Raw genomic sequence first — 17,603 nt, 5'->3', positions numbered from 1 at the left:
CAGCGCCTTGACGTCGGCGCCCATGGCCTGGGCCAGGGCAACAATGCGGGTTTCGAGAGACATGGGGCGTCCTTTCAGGCCTTGGCCAAGATGTAATAAGCGAGGGGATCGATGGCGCCCAGGCCGAGGTTGGCTTGGGCCGCCTCTTGTGTTGCGGGGTCTGATGCAAGCTCGGACAGCCGGTTGGTCACCAGCAGCGCGCCATTTGGGACGCCTACGGGGCTTGATAGCCCAGGCACACCGACGACAGTGACCAGATGGGCACTGGCGCCGTGATTGATGACGGTGACGATGCTCATGGCGCAGTTCTCACCCAGGACTCGTGACGGCATCCAGCACTTGCACAGTGATGTGGCAGGTGTGCATGACGCGGCCTGTCGGAGTGGCGTAGCGAATGTCAGCGGTAAGCTGGCCCACCGGCCAAGCTGCTGTTTCGGCACTCGATGCGCGCAGACGATATTCACCCGCAGCCATGTCGCCCAGCGCGACAGCGAATCGGTGCGCCAGGCGCCCATCTGGGGCACGCACCCAGCAGTCGATCTGCCAGCCCGTGATGTCCAGCGGCTGGCCCTGCTGCTGCACGATGCAGCTCAGCTCCAAGGTATCACCGCGCTTGAGGGCGAGAGTGGCCATCGGTCAACATCCTTCGCGGCCTGGCGCGTCTTTATGCAGCACGTGGTGCAGCCGGTACAGGTCAGAAAACAGCAACACCCCGTCGCTGTAGTCCAGCACTTTGCCGCCGACCCAGCCAATGACCCGGGCGCCGTGGGCGGCGGGTTTGTGGCCTATCAGGGCCACGCGGGCGGCGCCAATCAGGCGGCGCGCATCCTGGTGCATTTGCGCGCCCAGCTGTTCGCGGTAGTGGCGCAGCGCCAGCACTACGCCAAAGTGGGTGCTGCTTTCTTGCACGCACACGCCCACGCTGGTGGGCACCTTGCCGGTGTTTTCTTCTTCGGCAAACACCACGTAAGCGCTGGGCGTGCGAAATTCCGCCAGCGTTTTGACAGCGGCATAGTCCGCTGCGCCGCCCACAAACTGCAACCCCGGCACTTGCTGGCGCAGGCGATTCACGACCAGGCTGGTATCAAACGGCTCAAAGTTCATCGAAAAGCCCCCAGCTGGCGGCGGCTGAACACGCTGGGCGCGCACTCAAAGCGCGCGTCCAGCTTGTCGTTTGCCACGGCGTCCAGCGCGCCCAGGCTGAACTTGCCGTCAGCGGTTTGCTGTAGTAGGCGCAGCGCATCGGTGTAGCCACGCGCGATGCGGTCGGTGGCTTCCATGGTGCGGCGGTTTTTGTGCAGCATGTAGCGCGCAATGCCACGGCACCAAGCGGTGACCAGGCCAGGCACCGGGGCCAGCGGCAGCGCGTAGCCGCGCTTGGCCAGGTAGCCGTCGATCATGGCCGTGGCGTCGCCCACGGCGGCGTCAATGCGCTGCACGGCACTTTGCGCGGCGGCCACGTCTTCAGCGGGCCAGGCGCTGGTGTCGTGGCCGCGCAGCACCGCGTTGAGCAGCTCGGCCCGCACCGGGGCGCGGTGCTCATCGCTGGCCACCTCAGCCAGCTCGAGCGCGCCGGGGCTCTCGGCCAGGTCGGCATGCGTGATGTAGGGCATGTGGCGCTTTGGCGGTTACAGCCAGTCGGCCACCAGAAAGTCCAGCGCGTCTTTCACGTCGTTGGACTCCGTGGCCGTGCCAGCGGCGTTGGGTACCAGGTCGGCCTCCAGCAGCTTCTTGGCCGTAAAGCGCAGCGCCTTGGGAACCACCAGCAGGTTGGGGCTGATGCCCAGTGGGCGGCCATGGTCGCCGGTTTGCGTTTCCATGGCGGTGATGGCAGCTTTCAGGTTCTCTGCGGTCATTGGCTTGTTGCTGGCGTGGGCCAGTTGCCAAAAGCCAAAGCCCGCGTTGCGCCGCGCGTCCACGCCATAGACGTACTGCGCGCGGTTGAACACGTTGTCATCCGTCTCGCTGGTGAGCGCCACAAAGTTGGGGTTCTTGCGGTTCTGGAAGATCAGGGGCTTGAGGGCGCGGCGCGTCTCCAGCACGTACCAGGTCGGGCCGCTGCCCGCGTCGTCCGAGAGGTTGGAGACGCTGACTTCCTTGCCCTTGTCGTTCAGCACTTTGTGCGCTGTGCTGAAGAAGGGCTGGCCGTCATAGCACAGTGCCGTGCGGCCATCTTTGAGCAAGCTGAACACGAGCTGGTCGGGGTGCGCATCTGCGGCGCGACCCATCTCTTGCATCAGCGGGGTGTAGACGCCGTATTGGTCGTCCTCGATCGCGGTGCGTGGCACACCCACGGTCAGCTCGAAAGGCTTGTTTTTGATGGTGTAGCCGTGGTTGCCAATGGCATGCACCACGCGGTCGCCCAGCCATTCGCGCAGGCCCGGCAGCTGGCCCAGCCAGCCGTATTCTTCGGCGCTGGTGGTGCTGGGCACCACGGTAGCAATCTGGCCGTGCTGGCTGGCGGCCTGGCCCAGACCGACTTTGAATGCGGCGTTGAACGCGATGTAGAGCGCCTTGAGGTTGGCGTTGTTGATGTCCATGATTTGTGCTCTTTCAGTTGGTTGGATCAAGCGCCCACGCGCACCCACACGCCGCGCGTTTCCACATCGACCACGGTGCCCGCCTGGCAGGTTCCGGTCTTCGCCACGGTCTGGTCGTCTGCTGCGTAGCAGACGGCGCCGATGTCGGTGCGCTTGATCTCTGCTGCGCCTGCGCTGTTGTCAAAGCAAAAGCAGCCCAGGGAACCATCGGTAGCGGTGTCGCCATCTGCATGTGCAGCGCGCTTGCGGGCCACGGCGCGCACGGGGGTGGTGTCGGCAGCGGTGGCAGGCGTGGCGTCGCCTGCGGCGTCGAGCACGTACATGCTTCCCGCGTAAATGGTGGCGCCTGTGGCGAGGGGGTCGGATACCAGGCGCCCTTCGCGCTCGGAGGTCAGGCGGTCTTTTGTCAGTGCGGTCATGGGGTGGGTGCTCCTTGGCGTTCAAGAATCAGGCTTTGCCTTTGGCATACGCCTCGGGGGTCATGCCGCAGGCGGCGGCTACGGCCAGCTCGTCTGCGCTCAAGCCATGGGCGCCGCTCTGGGCAGCGGGGGCTTTGCCCTGCGTTTGCGTGCTGGTCAGCGCGGCCATGGGCTGGCGCACTTTGAGCAGCGCGCTCAGCGATGCCAGGCCCGTGGGGGTTTTGGCAGCATCGCGTGCCCACGGCTCTTCGGCGGGCAGCAGGCGGCCGTCTTGCAGGGCGGGTGCAATCACGTCTTCGGCGTCGCGGGCGTGCTGGCGTGCCGACAGCGCGGCCATGCTGGTTTGCAGCTCTTGCACCACAGTGACGGGGACAAACTTGGTGGGGTCAGGCGCAGTGCTGGCAGCGCTGCGCAGGCTGGTGCAGGCGGCAGTGACGGTGTCCGCCGTGGCGCTGGCGTCAAGGTGCAGCGCGCTGCGGGCGGCATCGGCCTGGGCCTTGATAGCCGTGCAGGCAGCCAGGGCAGCGTCTTCGGGTGTCGTGGCGGGCAGGCCGATGGCGGCCAGCAGTTTTTCCAGCAGGTTCACGGTGGGTTCCTTGGATGTGGATGGGGTAAAGCGGGCGCTGGCGGCGGCCATCAGATTGACGGCCTCCATGCCAGCAATAGCGGGGTGATTGGTAAGGGCGCCCATCAAGATGCGCGTGATCTCGCCGCTGCCCCGGGCGTACTCAAAAACGGGCGAGAAGTAGCGGTATTCGCCCGACTGCACCAGGATGCGTGCGCGCTCTGTCAGCTCGGCCTCGGCAAACAGGCCCCGGCCTTCTATCCAGCGCAGGCCGTGCATCCAGCCCGCCGCCGGGGCGATCTGGCCGTTCACTTCCTTGTGCAAGGTCTGGTGCTCGTAGTCGATGACGGGCGGCTGCTGCGCATTGAAAGCGGCCACAACGCGCGCAGCGATGTCGGCATTGATGCGCCAGGCTGGCACATCCATTTCGCGGCCATCGGATGGGGTGAAGTCTTGCGCGGGGGTCAGTTGCAGCAGCACCCGGCCAGCGCCCGCATCAACCGGTGCTGCGGCAAATGCGCATGCTGCAATTGCAACGCAGGCGACTGTGGCTGGGGTGGTGTTTTGAGGCATGCCGCGATGGTCGCGGCGGGGGGCGTTTGACGAGAACTAAAACGCTTTAGAAAAAAGCGCTGGCGCATTGCACGCCAGCGCTATGGGATGGGGGCGCGGGCGGCGCGCTCAGCCCTGGTAGCCGTGTTCAGCGTCAAGGCCGGGCAGCTGGCCTTGTCGGCGGCGGAATTGCTCCAGCTGCCACGTGCCGACGATCTGGCGCACCCGCATGGGCGTCAGGTCGTAGCGCTTTGCCAGCACATCGTAGTCGCCCCGGAACTCTTCGCACATACGCCGGTCGCGCTCGGTCAGGTGAACGGCCACGCCCTTGGCCAAGTAGATGGCGCGCCCACCCTTTTGCTCGGCCAAGTGTTGCAGCTGGATGGCGGCCACGCGGGCCATGTAGCCCAGTACCTGGCGCCAGCCAGCATCGGGGTGCGCCTGGCCTGCGCGCTGGTCAGTGAGCACCATGGCTTCGTACAGACACAGCGCCACATCGCGCATTTCGTCAGTCAAGCCAGCAGGCAGCTGGGCGTCCAGCACAGCGGCTTCGGCGGTGGTCATGTGCTTTGCCATGGCTTACACCTCCCGCCCGCGCTGCTGCCAGGCTTTGAGCGCTTCAATCAAGGTGTCCAGCTGCGCATCGTTAGCAAAGCGCAGCGCGCTGACTTGCACCGTGCGCTCTACCCAGGCGTGCAACGCGGTGGCGCTGGTGTGGCGCACCAGGCCATCGCGCCCGAGCTGGTGCCACAGCGCCCACACCTTGCGCTCTTTGGGGCTGGCGGCGGCTTTGACCTGGTCGAACTTGGCCTGGGCGTGGGGGCGCTGGCGGGTGGGCTGCACCACGCCCATGCGTTCGGCCAGCTGTTGCATGTGGTCGCGCACGGCGCGGCGCTGGTGCTCTGACAAGTCCTTGCTGCTGGCCTTGCCGGTCAGGTTCAGCAGCAGCGCACGGTAGTCGCCATCCTGCAAGTGCAGCTTGGACTTGAGCACATGAATGGCAGCGATGTGGGTGCTGCGGGCGTCGGTGCGGGCGCTCATGCAGGTTGCTCCACCAACAACAGCGCCAAGCGCTCAGCGGGCAGCTCCAGCGTTTGGGCCAGCAGCTGGCCATCTGTGGCGCGCGTCACCGCCAGCATTTGCCCTGTGCGCGATGCCAGCGCTTGTGCCGTGTAAGCGCGCCCTGCATGGCGCACCACACCGCCGGGGTAAATGCGGCGCACAAACCAGGACGACGCCACCACGCCACGGCTGGCCTTGTAGCGCCCCCATGCCTGCACAATTTTGCGCGGGTCATCAGGCCAGTAGCCATGGCGCAGCCGGTGTACCGTGCCACGCGCCAAGGACAGCTCGCGCATGGCCTGCGCCACTGGCATGCCCTGCACAAAATCCAGCAAATCGGCGGGCGCAGATGCAGGGCCGTACAAGCGGCCACAAGCCCCCGGACTAGCGCAGATGCCACCCAGAGCGACTGCACGGCTTGTACCCCCATCCAAATCGTTCCCTGATGTGTTTGCATTCATCATCGGCACCTCATACGGCGGCTACATCCAGGCTGATGGGCCGGTATTCGCCCGTGGCCTCCATGCGCTCGTAAAAGCGGATGTAGGGCTTGGTGCTGGCCGTCTGCATGCTGTCGGCAATGGCCTGCATGGCCTGCTGCCACTTTTCGTCTTTGATGGCCAGGCGGCGCAGGGCCAGCACGCGCCCTGTGTTGATCTTGCCCTCGCGGTCGGTTTGGAAAGCGTGGCTGACCAGCACACGGATGTTGTCGTTGGCGCCCTCGCTCCACTCTTGCACGCATTCGTCGATCAACTCCTTGGCGGCCATGAGCTGCTCGCCGAACACGATGTGGTCTTGCATCTGGCGCACCAGCTTGTATTTGCCATCAAAGCTGACCAGCGTGATGTTGCCTTTGTTGCCGCCGCTTTTGACGCCGTACTGCTCCATGCTGGTGGACACCAGCGCAGCCACTTCTTGCATGGCGTCGAGCTTGAACTTGGAGAGGGCTGCGCTGCTGGCCTTGGCCATTTGGCACAGGTCGGTGACGACCTGGTGGCGCAGCTTGTCGATGTCTTTGACCTTGGCCTCGGGCACCAGGGCGCCGCGCTGGTCTTGCCAATAGCCGGGGGGTACGCCCTCCATGGCGATGGCAGCGGGCACGGCGACAGTGGCCGTATGAGTGGTGGTGATTGCAGTCATTGCAAAGTCCTTTCAGGGTGGGTTAGCGAAACAGGTAGGTGCCTTGGTGCGCCACGCGCTGGGTGCCGCGCAGGCTGGGCGCGGCCAGGTGGTCTTGCGCGCCGGGGCGGCTGGGCTGCCAGGCGCGGGGCTGGTAGTGGCTCTGCATGACGTTGATGCGCCGGGGCGGCGCGATGTTGGGCGGCTCTGGCTCGGCGGTAGCGGCCAAGGCGGCAGCCACAGCGCGGCGCGCGCTGGCGGGGATGAGCCACTGCTGGGCACCGTGCTGGTCAAACTCGTAATCCAGCCAGCCGCCCGCACACAGGTTTTGCAAGCATTTGTGAATGTTTGGCCGACTCACCACGCCGTCCAGGTTTTCTTTGAGCTGGCGCACGGTGCAGGCGCCGTGCTGGTGCAGGTGCTCAAGCAAGGTCAGGCTGGAGGGGCTCAGGGTGCATTTGCGCTGTGTCATGGGGCATCCTTTTTGGTGTGGCTGGGCGTGGGTTGGCTGCGCAGGGCGGCGAGTTTTTCCCGCACGGCGGCGGGCATGGGGGCGGCGTTGCGGCTGGCTGCTTCGATTTGCGCCAGGGCCGGGTCTTTGCCGCCATAGACGACTTCCATGGCTTGGCCGCGCTCTTGCGCGGCTTCGTGCTTGTCGGCCATGCCCGCCAAAATGGCGTAGAGGTAGCCGTGACCCTTCATCGGCAGCTCCAGCCGCCCGGCATCGCGCGCGGCCAGCATCTGGTCGATGGCCTGCGCCCAGGCGCTCAGGGGCGCGGCCCAGTCGCGGCTTTTGTGGGTGATGGCAAAGCGCTCCAGGTCGGGCAGCAGTTGCAGCAGCAGCTTGATTTTTTTGGCCACCGTCAGGCGCTGCTTGGGGGGCTGGAACAGGGCGATGTACTGCAACACGCGCGCCCCCAGCGGGATGCTGACGCTGGCCAGACGGGTCAACGCACGCTGGTCGTGCTCGTGTGCAAACAGCAGGGCCAAGTCCATTTCGGCCCCGCATGCGGGGCAGCAAAGGTCGCTCATAGTGGCCAGCCCCCCATGTCGGTGTGTTGCAGCAGCAGCACGATGGCCAGGGCCAGCACTGCGCACAGCAGGCAGAGCAGTACAAACAGCGCGGCTGCTGTGGCGCGGCCCAGGCCGCCGTGGCATTCGATGACGCCGGGGGCGAAGTGGTAGCCGCCAGGCGGCAGCACCACGGCGCTGGTGGGGGCAGAGGCCGGGGTGGCCGCAGCAGGTGTGGGGCAGCTGGTGCAGTCAGCGCGGCCCTGGCACACGCCCAGCTCATCGCATGTGCGGCGGGTGGGGTGCGGCGCGCTCATGACAGCCTCCTGGGGATGATGCGCTTGGCATCGTGGAAGGCAGTCATCATGGTGTCGATGGCCTGCCAGTCGCTGGCAAAAGCGCCACGGCAGGTGCCGCGCGATCCGTCGTGCATGACGATGGTGATGAGGTAAGCGCGCATGGCTCAGCACCCCGCAATCACTTGGGCATCCACCTGCGGCCAAGCGGCGCGGGCGGCGGCGTTCATGGCGCGGCACACGAGGTTGTTCACCACCAGCGGGTAGCACTCGCTGCGCGCGTCCTGGGGCTTGCCGCCACGGGGCAGGTGTACCAGCCGGGCGCGGATGGCATCGACCGCATCAGGGGCAAACACGTCTTCGAACTTCAGTTCAAAGCGGGCGAACTTGTGGCGCAGGTAGCCTTCCAGCTCGCCGTCCAAGGGGTCGAGTTCGACGATTTCACAGCGCTGTGCGACTTCGCGCACGTCAGCGTTCTGGCTGGAGAGGCGGTCGCGCAACTCGGGCTGACCAATCAGGGCAATGCCCACCAGTCGCTGCATGCCGTCCTTGAGTTCAAGGAACCGTTTAAGGTGCTTGAGCGTGGGCGATGGCAAGCAGTGGGCCTCTTCAATCAGCAACAGGTGGCGACGGCCCGCGCGGCGGCTGGCCTTGAGCAGCTCATGCACTTGGCGAAACCGCGCCTCGGGGCTGCTCTTGACCTTCAGCTGGGGGTCGAGCGCGGCGGCGATGGCCTCAGCAATATGGCTGCTTTTGAGCGTCTTGCCCTTCTGGTCACTGGCCTCCATCGCGAGCACATAGGGGCGGATGATGAGCACGTCGCGCTTGTCGGCTTTGATGCGCTCTTCCAGGTCTTCGGCCAGGGTGCTTTTGCCCGCGCCGCTCTCGCCCACCACGGCCACAAAGCCGTGGTGCTGGGCGCAGTCGTTCAAGGTGGCGCGCACATAGCGCACGCTGGCGGTCTGGAACACGTCGTCAGGGCTTTGCACGTCGTCCAGGAACGGGTTGCGCGGCAGGGCAAAGTGCTTGCGCGCCTCGGGGCTCAGGGCTTCGTTTTGCAATAACATGGTTTCTTCCTCGGGGTTTTCAGTTTGGTTACAGGGGACTTGGGGGACGGCCTCGGTGGGGTGCGAACCCACCGGGGCCAACTTTTTTGCGGTACCGGTGGGCACTGCAAACAGGGCCAGTACCTGCGCTGGCGTGGCGCCGCGCTGGCGCAGGTACTGCTCTATGCGGTTGCGCGCTTGGTGCGCGCCTTTGGCTGGCCAGTGGCCATGGGCCACCAGGCGGCTGATGGCCGAGTGGCTGAGCCCGGCGCCGCGCGCCACGTCACGCTGGCTCAGGCCCAGGGCAGTAAGGGTGGGGCCCAGGCTCATGCCGCACCCCCGGCCACCACGCGCAGGCTGCTGCGCACGGTCAGGCGCTCCAGCAGCGCTTGCAGCTGGTCTTCGGGCACCCCATCGGGGTACCAGGCGCGCAGGCTGGCGGTCATTTCGCGCGTCAAGGTCAGGCCCAGGCGGCGCAGCTCGGCGGCGGCGTCGAACTGGGTGAGTAGGCGCACCGCGCGCTGGCTGCGCAGCGTGGCCAGGTCTGCCGTGTTGGCAGCCTTGGCTGCTGGCAGCAGCCGCGCTGGCAGCTCGCCCTTGCCCAGGTGGGTGTGGGACACGATGCCGGCACCGTCGTTGAAGTGCTGAAAGGGGCGCACGTTTTTGGTCTTCAGTCGCTCGGCCTCGTCCAGCGTGGTGCCCGGGCCGTAGGCGGTGGCGGCAATTTGCTTGGCGGCCTCTTGTGCGGCGGTGTGCGGGGCGGCTTTGTATTCGTGCCCCAGCAAGGTGGCCGACAGGGGGCGCCCAAAGGCGTCGAAGTCGCGCTCGGGTTGCACATCCACGTGCAAGGGGTCTTGCCCGTAGCGATCCATCTCCACGCGCAGCAGGGCATCGCCCAGCAGCAGGGGGCTGACGCGCACCTTCTCGCCGTTGGCAAAGTCTTTGGCCCAAGGCTGTAGGCTGTACAGCTCGCTTTTGCCCGTTTGCGGGTGCACGAAGGTGATGCGCCCGTCGCGGATCACGCGGGTCTCTTCTTTGCCGCGCATGAACCAGGCGCACACGGCGCGCTCGGGCATCTCTACCAGGGCGCCGGGGTGGTGGGCGATCAGGCTCCACAGGTCGTCGCGCACGTAGCTTTGTCCGTCGTCGCGCTTGACCCGGCTGTCAATGTGCGCCATGGCGTTGGCGTTGTAGTCGCGCACCCAGGCGGCGGCACTGGCGTTGAGCTGCTCGACGGTGCTCACCGGCTCATCGCGCAGGCGGCTTTCAAAGTGGCGCTCGACGATGCGGTTGCCACTTTCTACGCCGCCCTTGGCCCAGGCGTGGTGGGTGGCGTGGGTTTCGTGGTGCACGCCCAGGGCGTCCAGCAGGCGCTTGATGCCGGTGCTGGTGTTGGCGCTGCCTTTGTCCCACAGCAGCATTTTGGGCACGCCGTGGCTGAGCCGGGTGGCGCTTTTGCCCCAGGTGTGAAGCAAAAACTCAAACAGGCTGGCCTGGTTTTCGCCCGCAGCTTCGTAGTAGTGCAAGTCCAGCGTGGAGCTGGCGTGGTCGTAGCGCACGTAGCGCCACACCTTGAGCCGCACTTTGTCCATGGACGCGGGCTTGTTTTTGTTGAACGTGGCCTCGTCCATGATGCGCTGCTGGCCGTCCATGTAATACACCAGGCACAGGGAGGGGTCGATCTGGTGCACATGGTTGGGGTGCAGGCTGCGCAGGCGCTGGTGGTTGCGGGCGCTGGCCTGGGTTTTGACATCTAGCCGGTTGGCGCGCAGCAGCGCGGCCACACGGCCAGAGCTGACGTTGACGGTCATGCCGTTTTGATGGGCGATGTTCATGGCCACACAAATGGGTTTGGTTGATATGCCATTGGCGCGGGTGCTTTGCTGGATGGTGGTGGAGATGAACGCCAGCGAGTCGGCCGGCATCTTGGTGGTGCCCGCGTCGCTGCGGCGCTTGCGGCCCGTGGCATAGCCGGCGTGGTCTTTGAGCCAGCTGTACACGGTGGTGGGCGCGCAGCCGCGCAGGCGGCCAAACTCGGCCACCAGCTGACCGCGCTCGCCGCCCTTGGGCGCGGCGGCGCGCAGCTTGTCGCGCAGGCTCAGCAGGTCTTGCAGGGTGTCGGGTGGCAGGGCGGGCGGCATGTGGCTTACCCTTGCTGTGCGTCTGCCTGCGGCACGGCCATGGCATAGACGTACATCTGGCCGAGCGCTTCCTCAAAGGGGAGCATCAGCTTGTCCGCTACCGCCTTCGTGAGAAGGCCATCGACCTGCAGCTGCGCGATGTTTTCGATCGCCTGGCGGCTTGCCTGTTCGAAGTTGCCAGCCAGAACCTCATAGGTCTGCCACAGCAGATTCAGTGTGGCGATGCGGACACCTAGCCCGGGGCGCATTGCGCCGGCGTGGTCCAGGTAGGCCAACCGATCCAGCTCGACCAATGCGCTGGCAACGCAATCTGCCAGCGCGTCAAGCTGCGAATGAATGCCGTCGTCAGGAATGTGTTTCAGCATCTCATGCCCCTTCAGTGAATGCGCCCAGGGTCTTGTCGAAGGTGATGCGCTCGCGCTCCAGGGCACGCTCGGCGCGGGCCAGCGCCTCTTCGTACACCTCGGCCACGTGGGCGAGGGCGGCTTCAAAGCTGGCGCGCTCGGCATCGCCCAGCGGCTCGCCAGCGGTAAAGATGGCAATGCGGCAGGCCTCCAGCTCGCCCAGAGCAGTGGCCAGCTTGCGCCCGGCGGCGGCCACTTGGTCGCTGACGGGGGTGAGCGCTTCGGGCCAGGCGGTGTGGGCCACCACCTTTTTGTCCAGCTTGAGGGCCAGCACCTCGCCGCTGAGCTCTTTGTTGACCTCTTCCAGCCGGGCCTTGACGGTGCGCTCTTTGCGCACGGCGGCGCGCAGCTCTTTGACGGACATGCGGGCCACGTCGTCGAGGGCGAGTGCGCCGGTCTGGCCCAGGCCGGTCAGGTCGTCGAGCTGTTCGTTGTCCAAGGGCAGCAAATTGACCAGCTTGGTGATGCCAAGACCTTCCAAATGCCGCGCTGACGCGGTATTTGCGAACCGGCGCGACACGGCCATGTAGCGCTGGGCAGCATCCACATCCATACCCAGGCGCTCCAGCGCGGGCAGGAATTTGCCGTGCTCGCAAGCCTCTTTCAGCATGAGCAAGTAGCCGCCCAGCTCGAAGATGGCCATGCCGATGCGGCGAATGGCGTCGTGCGCACTGTTTTCCAGCACGGCCGGGTCGGTACTGCCGCTGTAGTTGAGCTGCCGGGCAAGCGCCGTGACGCGCTCGCCCTGCTCCAGGGTGGCCAGCGCCAGGGTGTTGGCGGCGGCCATGTCTTGCTGCACGGCCTCTTCGTTGAAGGGCGCCTCCTTGGCGATGGGAGCCGGGGTGATGTTGCGGGCCATAAATCTCTCTTGGGTTGGGGTTACAGGGGGACGGAATAGCGGGCACTGATGTCGTCGAGCTGGCGCTTGGCGGCATTCAGGTTGGTGGCCACGGTGGTTGCGATGCGCACAAACTGCACGCCCAGGCGCCAGCGGTTGGTGCCGGCCACTTGCTCGACAAAGCCGGTGGTGGCCAAGGGGGGCAGGTTTTGGCTGACCCAGCTGGGGGGCACGCCCAGGCCTTTGGCGATCTCGCCGGGGGCCAGGCCCAGCACTTCGTGGCCCGCCAGCAGGCGAAACAAGTTGCAGGTTTTGAGGATGGGGGCCGACAGCGGGGCGCTCATGCAGCGGCCCCTTGGCCTGCGCCGGTGCGGCAGGGCTGGCGCGTGGCTACAGCCTGGCCGTGCTTGAGGCCCAGGTACACGGCGATGTTGTGGCTGGCGCCGCGCTTGCAGGGTTTGTTGCCGCGCAAGATGGCGTCAATCAGGCTGCTGGTGACGCCAAAGCGGCGAGCCAGTTCGGCTTTGGAAAGGCCTTGCTCGTCCATCCATTGGCGGGCTTCGGTTTGGGTTCGCAGGGGTGTTTTCATGGCTGTTTTGGTGGTGGTTGGTTGGTGGTCGGTGTTAAATTGCGTTTCAATCAATGAGGAAAAAAGCTATGTCGCAAACCCCTATCGAGGTTCTGGGAGCCAGCGTTGCAACGCTTGGTGAAGCCGTGCAAGGAATGGAGGGCGAGTTGCCGGTGCTGGTGTGTGCAGTGGCTGCACTGGTGCGCACGCACCCTGATGGGCAGGCGTTTGCATCGGAGTTCCGGCGAGCGTGGCTGCAACTTGGATCGCCGAATCAAGCGCTTGCCGCCGACGACCCCACTGGCGACCGTATGCGCTCATTGCTGGATGTTCTGGAGGCGTCGTGTCAGGTGCCGTTGAACATTCGACCGCCTGAGCGTTAGGGCCTGCGCTGTCCGGTTGTTCGATATGGCTTGGGGGGTGTCTCATGGCGGCGTCCTTTCGGCTATTGGGTGGCGGTTGCTGTGGTGTGGTTGTCTGGTTTCTTGTGGGTTGGTGCGATTATGAGAACTTTGATTCTCTTTTGCAAGGATTTTTTGTGAACTCAAATTCTCTTGGCGCGCGTCTGCGCACCGCCCGCAAGGGGCTTGGAAAAAGTCAAGACGACATGGCTGCTGCGTGCGGTGTGTCGCGGGAGATGTGGGGCAAGTACGAGCGCGATGCAGCAATGCCTGGCGGCGAGGTACTAATAAAAGTTGCTCTTGCAGGTATTGATGTGAACTACATCCTCACCGGCCAGCGCGCAGGCGGCGTCAAGCCCGCGCCCACGCTGACAGCGGAAGAAGAAACCATGCTGGGCTACTTCCGCGACGCCTCGAAAGAGGTGCGCCGCGCGGCCCTGGGGGCGTTGCTGGGGGCCAGCGCACCGGCGGGGGGCATGCATATGTCGCACCTGGGCGATGGCAATGTGCAAATTGGCGCCCGTGTGGGGGGTGCTGTGAAGGTCAACAAAAAGGGTGGCTAGCCCGGCGCGGCGCCGTGTGCTGCGCGGCGCGGCTTTAACGATGAGGGTGTGCGATGGCGATGTGGCGCGATTGGCGCCAGCGGCTTTGGGGCTGGCTGGGTGCAGGCAACGAGGCGCCAGTGGGCGCGGCGGTGGGGGCGGGTTTGGATGCGCAGGGTTTGCGCATGCAGGAGGTGGGGGCGGGCAATGTCCAGGTGGGCCAGGTCGGTGGCGACCTGCACACCGACCACAGCACGCACCAGCACACGGCACGGGTGGCACAGAGCGGCCACTTGGGCACTGGCGCCGTGCATATGGGCCATGTGCAAAACGTCACGCAGGTGCACCAGCACTTTTATGGCCCAGCGCAGCCCACGCCATCACCGGCGCCAGTGCGGCAGCCGTCAGTGGCTACGCCAGATCAAAAACAGGTGCTGGCGCTGATGGGTTCTTTACCAGAGCCTGTGCGCTTCAAAGTGCTGGACTTCATGCGTCAAGAGTTCGGTACTGCGATGGTGATTGAGCTTTCCCCCGGAGAGGCTTTTCGCGTGCGCAAGTACGTTGAAAAAATCCACAGCCGCAGGAGAGAGAAGGCGTGATTGACGCAACCAAAACCCCAAGGCAATCCATGCTCAAGCACTGCCTGAAATGCGGCCATGCCAACCCGTCTGCCACAGGCGCGGAGTTGGATGCCTGCCCGGAATGCGGCGCGATTTATAGCCGCGTGGAGGCTGCACAAGCAGCCCAGACTGCTGCACGCGCAAGCACGCCATCCAATCTGGAAAGGGTGCGCGCAGCAAAGACGGATGAGCGCCAGCGCAAGACTCTGCGGTGGCAATACGGGATCATTTTTGCATGCTTGGTTATTGCTATCCCCCATCAGATTTATCACGAGGTATGGGGGATCTACGCACAGCAGCGAAAGTCCGAAAGGACTGCGCGTGCCGCCCAGGCAGCACGAGCTGCCGCAGCCCCGGTTGTTGCCAATAGCGCCTGGGATGGCTCGGTGCATCAAGTCGAGCGATACCTAAAGCAGAACCTTAAAGACCCTGGCTCGTTCGAGGCAATCGAGTGGAGTCCGGTCGTCAAAGGCGCCAACGACAGCTTCATGGTGCGGGTCAAATACCGGGCGAAGAATAGTTTTGGCGGCTATGCCATTGAGCAGAAGGTCTTTCGACTGGACGCAAGTGGCACAGTGACGGGAGTTAGCGATCTATGAGACCTCCCAACGACGAATCCCACCTGCACGAACGATTCCGGCTCTGGCTGTGCCGCGCAGAGAGGGTGCCACGCGACCCACCCCCCCAAGGAAATCCATGCTCAAGCACTGCCTGAAATGTGGCCATGCCAACCCGTCTGCCACAGGCGCGGAGTTGGATGCCTGCCCGGAATGCGGCGCGATTTATAGCCGCGTGGAGGCAGCGATGGCTGCCAAAGTGGCTGCGGCCAGAGTGCAGAAGGCGGGGCAGACAACCGAAGTGGCGCCAGCACCAGAATCGGTATCCACCATCGCTCCTGAAAAAGTCGCCAAAGGCCCCACGACCATCAATACCGTGCCGGGGCTGATCATCATTGTGCTGGTGTCTAGCCTGTTGATATGGGCCATGAGCGACAAGACGGCCCCGATGACATTGGTCACGAGCGAAGGGACGGCCCCGACGAAAAAAATCAATGACGCATCTGCATATGTGCAGTGCAAGAACTTTGTGATGGAGCGTTTGCGTGCGCCTGCTACGGCGGACTTTCCATTTATGGATTACACGGCCTGGGATATGGGCAATGACACCTGGGTTGTCAAATCGTATGTGGATTCACAAAACGGCTTCGGCGCAATGATTCGCTCCAATTGGCACTGCAAAGTGCAATACGTGGGCGGCGATACGTCGGATCCACGCTCGTGGCGGCCACTCGTTGTCGAGATTCTTTGAGGCCATACGCAGCATGCCAATGACGATTCACATATAACAGCGCCGCAAAGGGAACTCATGAAACGGGATATGGACATCATCCGCCAGATCATTCTGACGGTGCGAGATTCGGATGAGGTGATTCGTGGGCTGGAGGGCGTGCCATTTGAGGTGTATGCCGAACACGTCCGCCTGCTGGAAGAAGCGGGGCTGGTTGATGCATCCATCCAGGTGGTGCCGCAGCGGCGCATCATTGCCGCGCTCATTTGGCGATTGACATGGGCCGGGCAGGATTTTGCTGACGCCATCAGCAGCGATACGCTCTGGTGCAAGGCCAAAGAAAACGTGCTCAAACCTGCTGGCTCATGGACGTTCGATGTCCTCAAGGAATGGCTGAAAGCCGAAATCACCCAGGGCCTGCCGACCCTCAGAGGATTGGGCCAGTAGCTCCAGCAGTTCTTGCGTGGCGGCTGCCAGCGCCCGTTGTGCATCGGGCAGTAATGCCAGTTCCAGTGGCGTTTTCCTTCGCCAGGCGCTGGTCACGTCACTGGCGCATTCGAGTGGGATATTCGGTGCAATCTGCCGCGCAACCCAGTGCGCTGCCAAGCGAGCCAGTTGCGGGGCCAGCGTCTCGGCTTTCGTTTCAGAGGTGTTCATGGCGCCATGGTGTAGGCACGCGCCGACTGCCAATAAATAAAGCTCTTTACTCAACACCCCCTACACCTGCCCGGCATCCTGCCGGGCATGACGCTGCTCAAACACCCCATCCCTCTGTGGCTGCGCGCACCGCGCAATAGCCTTTTCCTCATCCTCGCAGCGGTGCTGCTGGCGGCCATTGCGGCGCTGTCGCCAGTGCAGTTGCCGGTGGTGCTGTACAAGGCGGCGCTGATTTCCCTTGCAGCAGTGCTGGGCTACTGGCTTGATCGCGCCCTGTTCCCCTACGCCCGGCCCGACAGCTACTTGGAGCGCGATTGGCGCCTGGGAACGGATGAGCCCGAGGGTGACGCCGATTACCGGGTGGCCAGCGGCTACGAGCGCGCGTTTACTGCGGCGATGCTGCGCCGCTCTATCGTGGTCGGGTGCGTCGTCATCGGTGTGGCGCTGGGGCTGTGATGCGCAAGGCACTCAAGGACTTTGCCGCCGCCGTGGGTCTGGTGCTGGCGTGCGCGCTGCTGTCGTTGACGCTGCCGGTGCAGGCCCAGGCGCCGCAGGCGGCGCAGCAGTACCGCGCGCTGCTGGTGCGCACGGCGCATGCCGCCTGGGGGCTGGATGCGCCGGTGGCGGTGTTGGCAGCCCAAGTGCATCAAGAGAGCGCCTGGCGCGCCGATGCCGTCAGCCATGTGGGCGCGCAGGGCCTGGCCCAGTTCATGCCCGCCACGGCGACGTGGATTGCGGGCATTGACCCGGCCTTGGCCGCGCGCCAGCCCTACCACCCCGCCTGGGCACTGCGCGCGCTGGTCACCTATGACCGCTGGCTGTACGACCGCACGCCAGCGCGCTACGCGCCCAAGGATCGCATGTGGGTGGCGCTGCGCGGCTACAACGGCGGGCTGGGCCACTGGCAAGCGGAGGCAGCGGCTACCGGGGCCGCGCGGCCCACGCGCGCACAGGTCGATGCGGCGTGCGGGCGGGCCAAGCGCGCCCCGGTGCATTGCCGTGAAAACCTGGACTACCCGCGCCGCATTTTGCTGGTGATTCAGCCGCGCTATGCGGCTTGGGGGCCAGGGCTGTGAGCCGCGCGGCCATGGCACTGGGCGGCCTGGTGGTGGCCATGGCGGCGGGTGCGCTCGGCTACTGGCGCGGCCAGGCCGATGGCGCCGCTGGCGAGGTGGCCCGCCAAGACGCCCGCGCGGTGCAGCAGCTCACCGGCCTGATTGCTTCGCACACCACGCTGATCGACCAGGCCCGCACAGCCAGCGCGGGCCTGCGCAAGACCATGTCCGTACGCGCGGCCCAAGACCAGCGTTTTTCCAAGGAGTTTCGTGATGCGCTCAAGGTATCGAAGGCTGCCCGTGCTGGCTGCCGTTTTGATGATGACAGCGTGCGCCAGCTCGGCGCCGCCCGTGACCGCGCTGCGGCAGCCGCTACCGGCGGCAGCGCTGCAACTGTGCCCAGCGCCACCGATGCTGGGCAGCGCTGAGGTGGATGAAGTGGCAGCTGCGCTGATGGACATGTATGGGCTCTACGGCCAG

At 65.0% G+C, this 17,603-nt stretch carries 30 protein-coding genes; 9 read left to right on the top strand and 21 right to left on the bottom strand.

From position 1 onward, the window contains the following. Positions 1-74: 74 nt before the first annotated feature. The 21 genes from PHX69_RS09025 to PHX69_RS08925 all read right to left on the bottom strand — a co-directional run bounded on the left by PHX69_RS09025 (position 75) and on the right by PHX69_RS08925 (position 12,582). On the bottom strand, positions 75-299 hold the full coding sequence (locus tag PHX69_RS09025; RefSeq protein ID WP_288043397.1) for a hypothetical protein: 225 nt from the start codon (positions 297-299) through the stop codon (positions 75-77). A 10-nt stretch (positions 300-309) separates the two neighbouring features. Further along, positions 310-633, bottom strand: coding sequence for a hypothetical protein (locus PHX69_RS09020; protein WP_288043396.1), 324 nt, complete (start codon positions 631-633; stop codon positions 310-312). A 3-nt stretch (positions 634-636) separates the two neighbouring features. After that, complete coding sequence (locus PHX69_RS09015; protein WP_288043395.1) at positions 637-1,104, bottom strand: phage tail terminator protein; 468 nt, start codon at positions 1,102-1,104, stop codon at positions 637-639. Then, entirely contained in the window at positions 1,101-1,613 is a 513-nt protein-coding gene (locus PHX69_RS09010) for a gp436 family protein (protein ID WP_288043394.1), read from the bottom strand. Before PHX69_RS09010 ends, PHX69_RS09015 begins: the two co-directional genes overlap by 4 nt. A 15-nt stretch (positions 1,614-1,628) precedes the next feature. Continuing rightward, a complete protein-coding gene (locus PHX69_RS09005; RefSeq protein WP_288043393.1) occupies positions 1,629-2,540 on the bottom strand; it encodes a Mu-like prophage major head subunit gpT family protein in 912 nt (303 codons plus the stop codon). Between the two features lie 26 nt (positions 2,541-2,566). Continuing rightward, positions 2,567-2,959 carry a hypothetical protein gene (locus PHX69_RS09000; protein ID WP_288043392.1) on the bottom strand — a complete coding sequence of 131 codons (393 nt, stop codon included), beginning with the start codon at positions 2,957-2,959 and terminating at the stop codon, positions 2,567-2,569. Positions 2,960-2,987: 28 nt separating this feature from the next. Further along, the gene (locus PHX69_RS08995; RefSeq protein WP_288043391.1) at positions 2,988-4,097 is read right to left on the bottom strand and encodes a phage protease; all 1,110 of its coding nucleotides are present in this window, start codon (positions 4,095-4,097) and stop codon (positions 2,988-2,990) included. A gap of 108 nt (positions 4,098-4,205) precedes the next feature. Beyond that, positions 4,206-4,640: a Mor transcription activator family protein gene (locus PHX69_RS08990; RefSeq protein ID WP_288043390.1), complete on the bottom strand. Its 435-nt coding sequence runs from the start codon at positions 4,638-4,640 to the stop codon at positions 4,206-4,208. Between the two features lie 15 nt (positions 4,641-4,655). Then, the gene (locus PHX69_RS08985) at positions 4,656-5,117 is read right to left on the bottom strand and encodes a regulatory protein GemA (protein ID WP_288043389.1); all 462 of its coding nucleotides are present in this window, start codon (positions 5,115-5,117) and stop codon (positions 4,656-4,658) included. Next, positions 5,114-5,503 (bottom strand): hypothetical protein, encoded by a 390-nt coding sequence (locus PHX69_RS08980; RefSeq protein WP_288043388.1) that lies wholly within the window; start codon positions 5,501-5,503, stop codon positions 5,114-5,116. The genes PHX69_RS08985 and PHX69_RS08980 overlap by 4 nt, the downstream gene beginning before the upstream one ends. A 106-nt stretch (positions 5,504-5,609) precedes the next feature. Further along, positions 5,610-6,221, bottom strand: a complete 612-nt coding sequence (locus PHX69_RS08975; protein ID WP_288043398.1) for a DUF3164 family protein — start codon at positions 6,219-6,221, stop codon at positions 5,610-5,612. A gap of 79 nt (positions 6,222-6,300) precedes the next feature. Continuing rightward, the gene (locus tag PHX69_RS08970; RefSeq protein WP_288043387.1) at positions 6,301-6,729 is read right to left on the bottom strand and encodes a MarR family transcriptional regulator; all 429 of its coding nucleotides are present in this window, start codon (positions 6,727-6,729) and stop codon (positions 6,301-6,303) included. Next, positions 6,726-7,253: an HI_1489 N-terminal domain-containing protein gene (locus PHX69_RS08965; RefSeq protein ID WP_288043386.1), complete on the bottom strand. Its 528-nt coding sequence runs from the start codon at positions 7,251-7,253 to the stop codon at positions 6,726-6,728. The genes PHX69_RS08970 and PHX69_RS08965 overlap by 4 nt, the downstream gene beginning before the upstream one ends. 32 nt (positions 7,254-7,285) lie before the next feature. After that, positions 7,286-7,585 carry a hypothetical protein gene (locus PHX69_RS08960; RefSeq protein WP_288043385.1) on the bottom strand — a complete coding sequence of 100 codons (300 nt, stop codon included), beginning with the start codon at positions 7,583-7,585 and terminating at the stop codon, positions 7,286-7,288. Further along, positions 7,582-7,728: a hypothetical protein gene (locus PHX69_RS08955; protein WP_288043384.1), complete on the bottom strand. Its 147-nt coding sequence runs from the start codon at positions 7,726-7,728 to the stop codon at positions 7,582-7,584. Before PHX69_RS08955 ends, PHX69_RS08960 begins: the two co-directional genes overlap by 4 nt. Before the next feature lie 3 nt (positions 7,729-7,731). Next, a complete protein-coding gene (locus tag PHX69_RS08950; RefSeq protein ID WP_288043383.1) occupies positions 7,732-8,940 on the bottom strand; it encodes an AAA family ATPase in 1,209 nt (402 codons plus the stop codon). Next, on the bottom strand, positions 8,937-10,751 hold the full coding sequence (locus PHX69_RS08945; RefSeq protein WP_288043382.1) for a transposase: 1,815 nt from the start codon (positions 10,749-10,751) through the stop codon (positions 8,937-8,939). The genes PHX69_RS08950 and PHX69_RS08945 overlap by 4 nt, the downstream gene beginning before the upstream one ends. 5 nt (positions 10,752-10,756) lie before the next feature. Beyond that, positions 10,757-11,116, bottom strand: coding sequence for a hypothetical protein (locus PHX69_RS08940; protein WP_288043381.1), 360 nt, complete (start codon positions 11,114-11,116; stop codon positions 10,757-10,759). A gap of 1 nt (position 11,117) precedes the next feature. After that, the gene (locus PHX69_RS08935) at positions 11,118-12,014 is read right to left on the bottom strand and encodes a hypothetical protein (RefSeq protein ID WP_288043380.1); all 897 of its coding nucleotides are present in this window, start codon (positions 12,012-12,014) and stop codon (positions 11,118-11,120) included. A gap of 20 nt (positions 12,015-12,034) precedes the next feature. Then, on the bottom strand, positions 12,035-12,337 hold the full coding sequence (locus PHX69_RS08930) for an IclR family transcriptional regulator (protein ID WP_288043378.1): 303 nt from the start codon (positions 12,335-12,337) through the stop codon (positions 12,035-12,037). Further along, the gene (locus PHX69_RS08925) at positions 12,334-12,582 is read right to left on the bottom strand and encodes a helix-turn-helix domain-containing protein (protein ID WP_288043376.1); all 249 of its coding nucleotides are present in this window, start codon (positions 12,580-12,582) and stop codon (positions 12,334-12,336) included. The genes PHX69_RS08930 and PHX69_RS08925 overlap by 4 nt, the downstream gene beginning before the upstream one ends. Positions 12,583-12,650: 68 nt before the next feature. Here PHX69_RS08925 and PHX69_RS08920 point away from each other — a divergent pair, with 68 nt between their 5' ends. The 9 genes from PHX69_RS08920 to PHX69_RS08880 all read left to right on the top strand — a co-directional run bounded on the left by PHX69_RS08920 (position 12,651) and on the right by PHX69_RS08880 (position 17,551). Next, entirely contained in the window at positions 12,651-12,944 is a 294-nt protein-coding gene (locus tag PHX69_RS08920) for a hypothetical protein (protein ID WP_288043375.1), read from the top strand. Positions 12,945-13,099: 155 nt separating this feature from the next. Continuing rightward, positions 13,100-13,525: a helix-turn-helix domain-containing protein gene (locus PHX69_RS08915; protein ID WP_288043373.1), complete on the top strand. Its 426-nt coding sequence runs from the start codon at positions 13,100-13,102 to the stop codon at positions 13,523-13,525. 53 nt (positions 13,526-13,578) lie between these two features. Continuing rightward, positions 13,579-14,103 carry a hypothetical protein gene (locus tag PHX69_RS08910; RefSeq protein WP_288043371.1) on the top strand — a complete coding sequence of 175 codons (525 nt, stop codon included), beginning with the start codon at positions 13,579-13,581 and terminating at the stop codon, positions 14,101-14,103. After that, entirely contained in the window at positions 14,100-14,723 is a 624-nt protein-coding gene (locus tag PHX69_RS08905; protein ID WP_288043370.1) for a hypothetical protein, read from the top strand. The genes PHX69_RS08910 and PHX69_RS08905 overlap by 4 nt, the downstream gene beginning before the upstream one ends. Before the next feature lie 97 nt (positions 14,724-14,820). Further along, positions 14,821-15,432, top strand: a complete 612-nt coding sequence (locus PHX69_RS08900) for a hypothetical protein (protein WP_288043368.1) — start codon at positions 14,821-14,823, stop codon at positions 15,430-15,432. Positions 15,433-15,501: 69 nt separating this feature from the next. Then, positions 15,502-15,858 carry a DUF2513 domain-containing protein gene (locus PHX69_RS08895; RefSeq protein ID WP_288043367.1) on the top strand — a complete coding sequence of 119 codons (357 nt, stop codon included), beginning with the start codon at positions 15,502-15,504 and terminating at the stop codon, positions 15,856-15,858. Between the two features lie 297 nt (positions 15,859-16,155). Beyond that, a complete protein-coding gene (locus tag PHX69_RS08890) occupies positions 16,156-16,524 on the top strand; it encodes a putative holin (RefSeq protein WP_288043366.1) in 369 nt (122 codons plus the stop codon). After that, complete coding sequence (locus PHX69_RS08885) at positions 16,524-17,144, top strand: transglycosylase SLT domain-containing protein (RefSeq protein WP_288043365.1); 621 nt, start codon at positions 16,524-16,526, stop codon at positions 17,142-17,144. The genes PHX69_RS08890 and PHX69_RS08885 overlap by 1 nt, the downstream gene beginning before the upstream one ends. 11 nt (positions 17,145-17,155) lie before the next feature. Then, positions 17,156-17,551 (top strand): hypothetical protein, encoded by a 396-nt coding sequence (locus PHX69_RS08880; protein ID WP_288043364.1) that lies wholly within the window; start codon positions 17,156-17,158, stop codon positions 17,549-17,551. The last annotated feature ends 52 nt before the right edge of the window (positions 17,552-17,603 follow it).

The organism is Simplicispira sp. (genome assembly GCF_028687295.1).
Taxonomy (GTDB): domain Bacteria; phylum Pseudomonadota; class Gammaproteobacteria; order Burkholderiales; family Burkholderiaceae_C; genus Simplicispira; species Simplicispira metamorpha.
This window is presented reverse-complemented; position numbering and strand designations above follow the sequence as displayed.

Excerpts from the sequence above, each read along its gene's own strand:
- PHX69_RS08885 (WP_288043365.1), top strand. The coding sequence starts at position 16,524 with ATGCGCAAGGCACTCAAGGACTTTGCCGCCGCCGTGGGTCTGGTGCTG.
- PHX69_RS08955 (WP_288043384.1), bottom strand. The coding sequence starts at position 7,728 with ATGCGCGCTTACCTCATCACCATCGTCATGCACGACGGATCGCGCGGC.
- PHX69_RS08960 (WP_288043385.1), bottom strand. The coding sequence starts at position 7,585 with ATGAGCGCGCCGCACCCCACCCGCCGCACATGCGATGAGCTGGGCGTG.
- PHX69_RS08995 (WP_288043391.1), bottom strand. The coding sequence starts at position 4,097 with ATGCCTCAAAACACCACCCCAGCCACAGTCGCCTGCGTTGCAATTGCA.
- PHX69_RS08890 (WP_288043366.1), top strand. The coding sequence starts at position 16,156 with ATGACGCTGCTCAAACACCCCATCCCTCTGTGGCTGCGCGCACCGCGC.
- PHX69_RS09025 (WP_288043397.1), bottom strand. The coding sequence starts at position 299 with ATGAGCATCGTCACCGTCATCAATCACGGCGCCAGTGCCCATCTGGTC.
- PHX69_RS08935 (WP_288043380.1), bottom strand. The coding sequence starts at position 12,014 with ATGGCCCGCAACATCACCCCGGCTCCCATCGCCAAGGAGGCGCCCTTC.
- PHX69_RS08900 (WP_288043368.1), top strand. The coding sequence starts at position 14,821 with ATGCTCAAGCACTGCCTGAAATGTGGCCATGCCAACCCGTCTGCCACA.
- PHX69_RS08990 (WP_288043390.1), bottom strand. The coding sequence starts at position 4,640 with ATGACCACCGCCGAAGCCGCTGTGCTGGACGCCCAGCTGCCTGCTGGC.
- PHX69_RS08925 (WP_288043376.1), bottom strand. The coding sequence starts at position 12,582 with ATGAAAACACCCCTGCGAACCCAAACCGAAGCCCGCCAATGGATGGAC.
- PHX69_RS08930 (WP_288043378.1), bottom strand. The coding sequence starts at position 12,337 with ATGAGCGCCCCGCTGTCGGCCCCCATCCTCAAAACCTGCAACTTGTTT.
- PHX69_RS08920 (WP_288043375.1), top strand. The coding sequence starts at position 12,651 with ATGTCGCAAACCCCTATCGAGGTTCTGGGAGCCAGCGTTGCAACGCTT.
- PHX69_RS08950 (WP_288043383.1), bottom strand. The coding sequence starts at position 8,940 with ATGAGCCTGGGCCCCACCCTTACTGCCCTGGGCCTGAGCCAGCGTGAC.
- PHX69_RS08985 (WP_288043389.1), bottom strand. The coding sequence starts at position 5,117 with ATGAGCGCCCGCACCGACGCCCGCAGCACCCACATCGCTGCCATTCAT.
- PHX69_RS08880 (WP_288043364.1), top strand. The coding sequence starts at position 17,156 with ATGGCACTGGGCGGCCTGGTGGTGGCCATGGCGGCGGGTGCGCTCGGC.
- PHX69_RS09010 (WP_288043394.1), bottom strand. The coding sequence starts at position 1,613 with ATGCCCTACATCACGCATGCCGACCTGGCCGAGAGCCCCGGCGCGCTC.
- PHX69_RS08910 (WP_288043371.1), top strand. The coding sequence starts at position 13,579 with ATGGCGATGTGGCGCGATTGGCGCCAGCGGCTTTGGGGCTGGCTGGGT.
- PHX69_RS08970 (WP_288043387.1), bottom strand. The coding sequence starts at position 6,729 with ATGACACAGCGCAAATGCACCCTGAGCCCCTCCAGCCTGACCTTGCTT.
- PHX69_RS08965 (WP_288043386.1), bottom strand. The coding sequence starts at position 7,253 with ATGGACTTGGCCCTGCTGTTTGCACACGAGCACGACCAGCGTGCGTTG.
- PHX69_RS09005 (WP_288043393.1), bottom strand. The coding sequence starts at position 2,540 with ATGGACATCAACAACGCCAACCTCAAGGCGCTCTACATCGCGTTCAAC.
- PHX69_RS09020 (WP_288043396.1), bottom strand. The coding sequence starts at position 633 with ATGGCCACTCTCGCCCTCAAGCGCGGTGATACCTTGGAGCTGAGCTGC.
- PHX69_RS08940 (WP_288043381.1), bottom strand. The coding sequence starts at position 11,116 with ATGCTGAAACACATTCCTGACGACGGCATTCATTCGCAGCTTGACGCG.
- PHX69_RS08945 (WP_288043382.1), bottom strand. The coding sequence starts at position 10,751 with ATGCCGCCCGCCCTGCCACCCGACACCCTGCAAGACCTGCTGAGCCTG.
- PHX69_RS09015 (WP_288043395.1), bottom strand. The coding sequence starts at position 1,104 with ATGAACTTTGAGCCGTTTGATACCAGCCTGGTCGTGAATCGCCTGCGC.
- PHX69_RS09000 (WP_288043392.1), bottom strand. The coding sequence starts at position 2,959 with ATGACCGCACTGACAAAAGACCGCCTGACCTCCGAGCGCGAAGGGCGC.
- PHX69_RS08895 (WP_288043367.1), top strand. The coding sequence starts at position 15,502 with ATGGACATCATCCGCCAGATCATTCTGACGGTGCGAGATTCGGATGAG.
- PHX69_RS08975 (WP_288043398.1), bottom strand. The coding sequence starts at position 6,221 with ATGGAGGGCGTACCCCCCGGCTATTGGCAAGACCAGCGCGGCGCCCTG.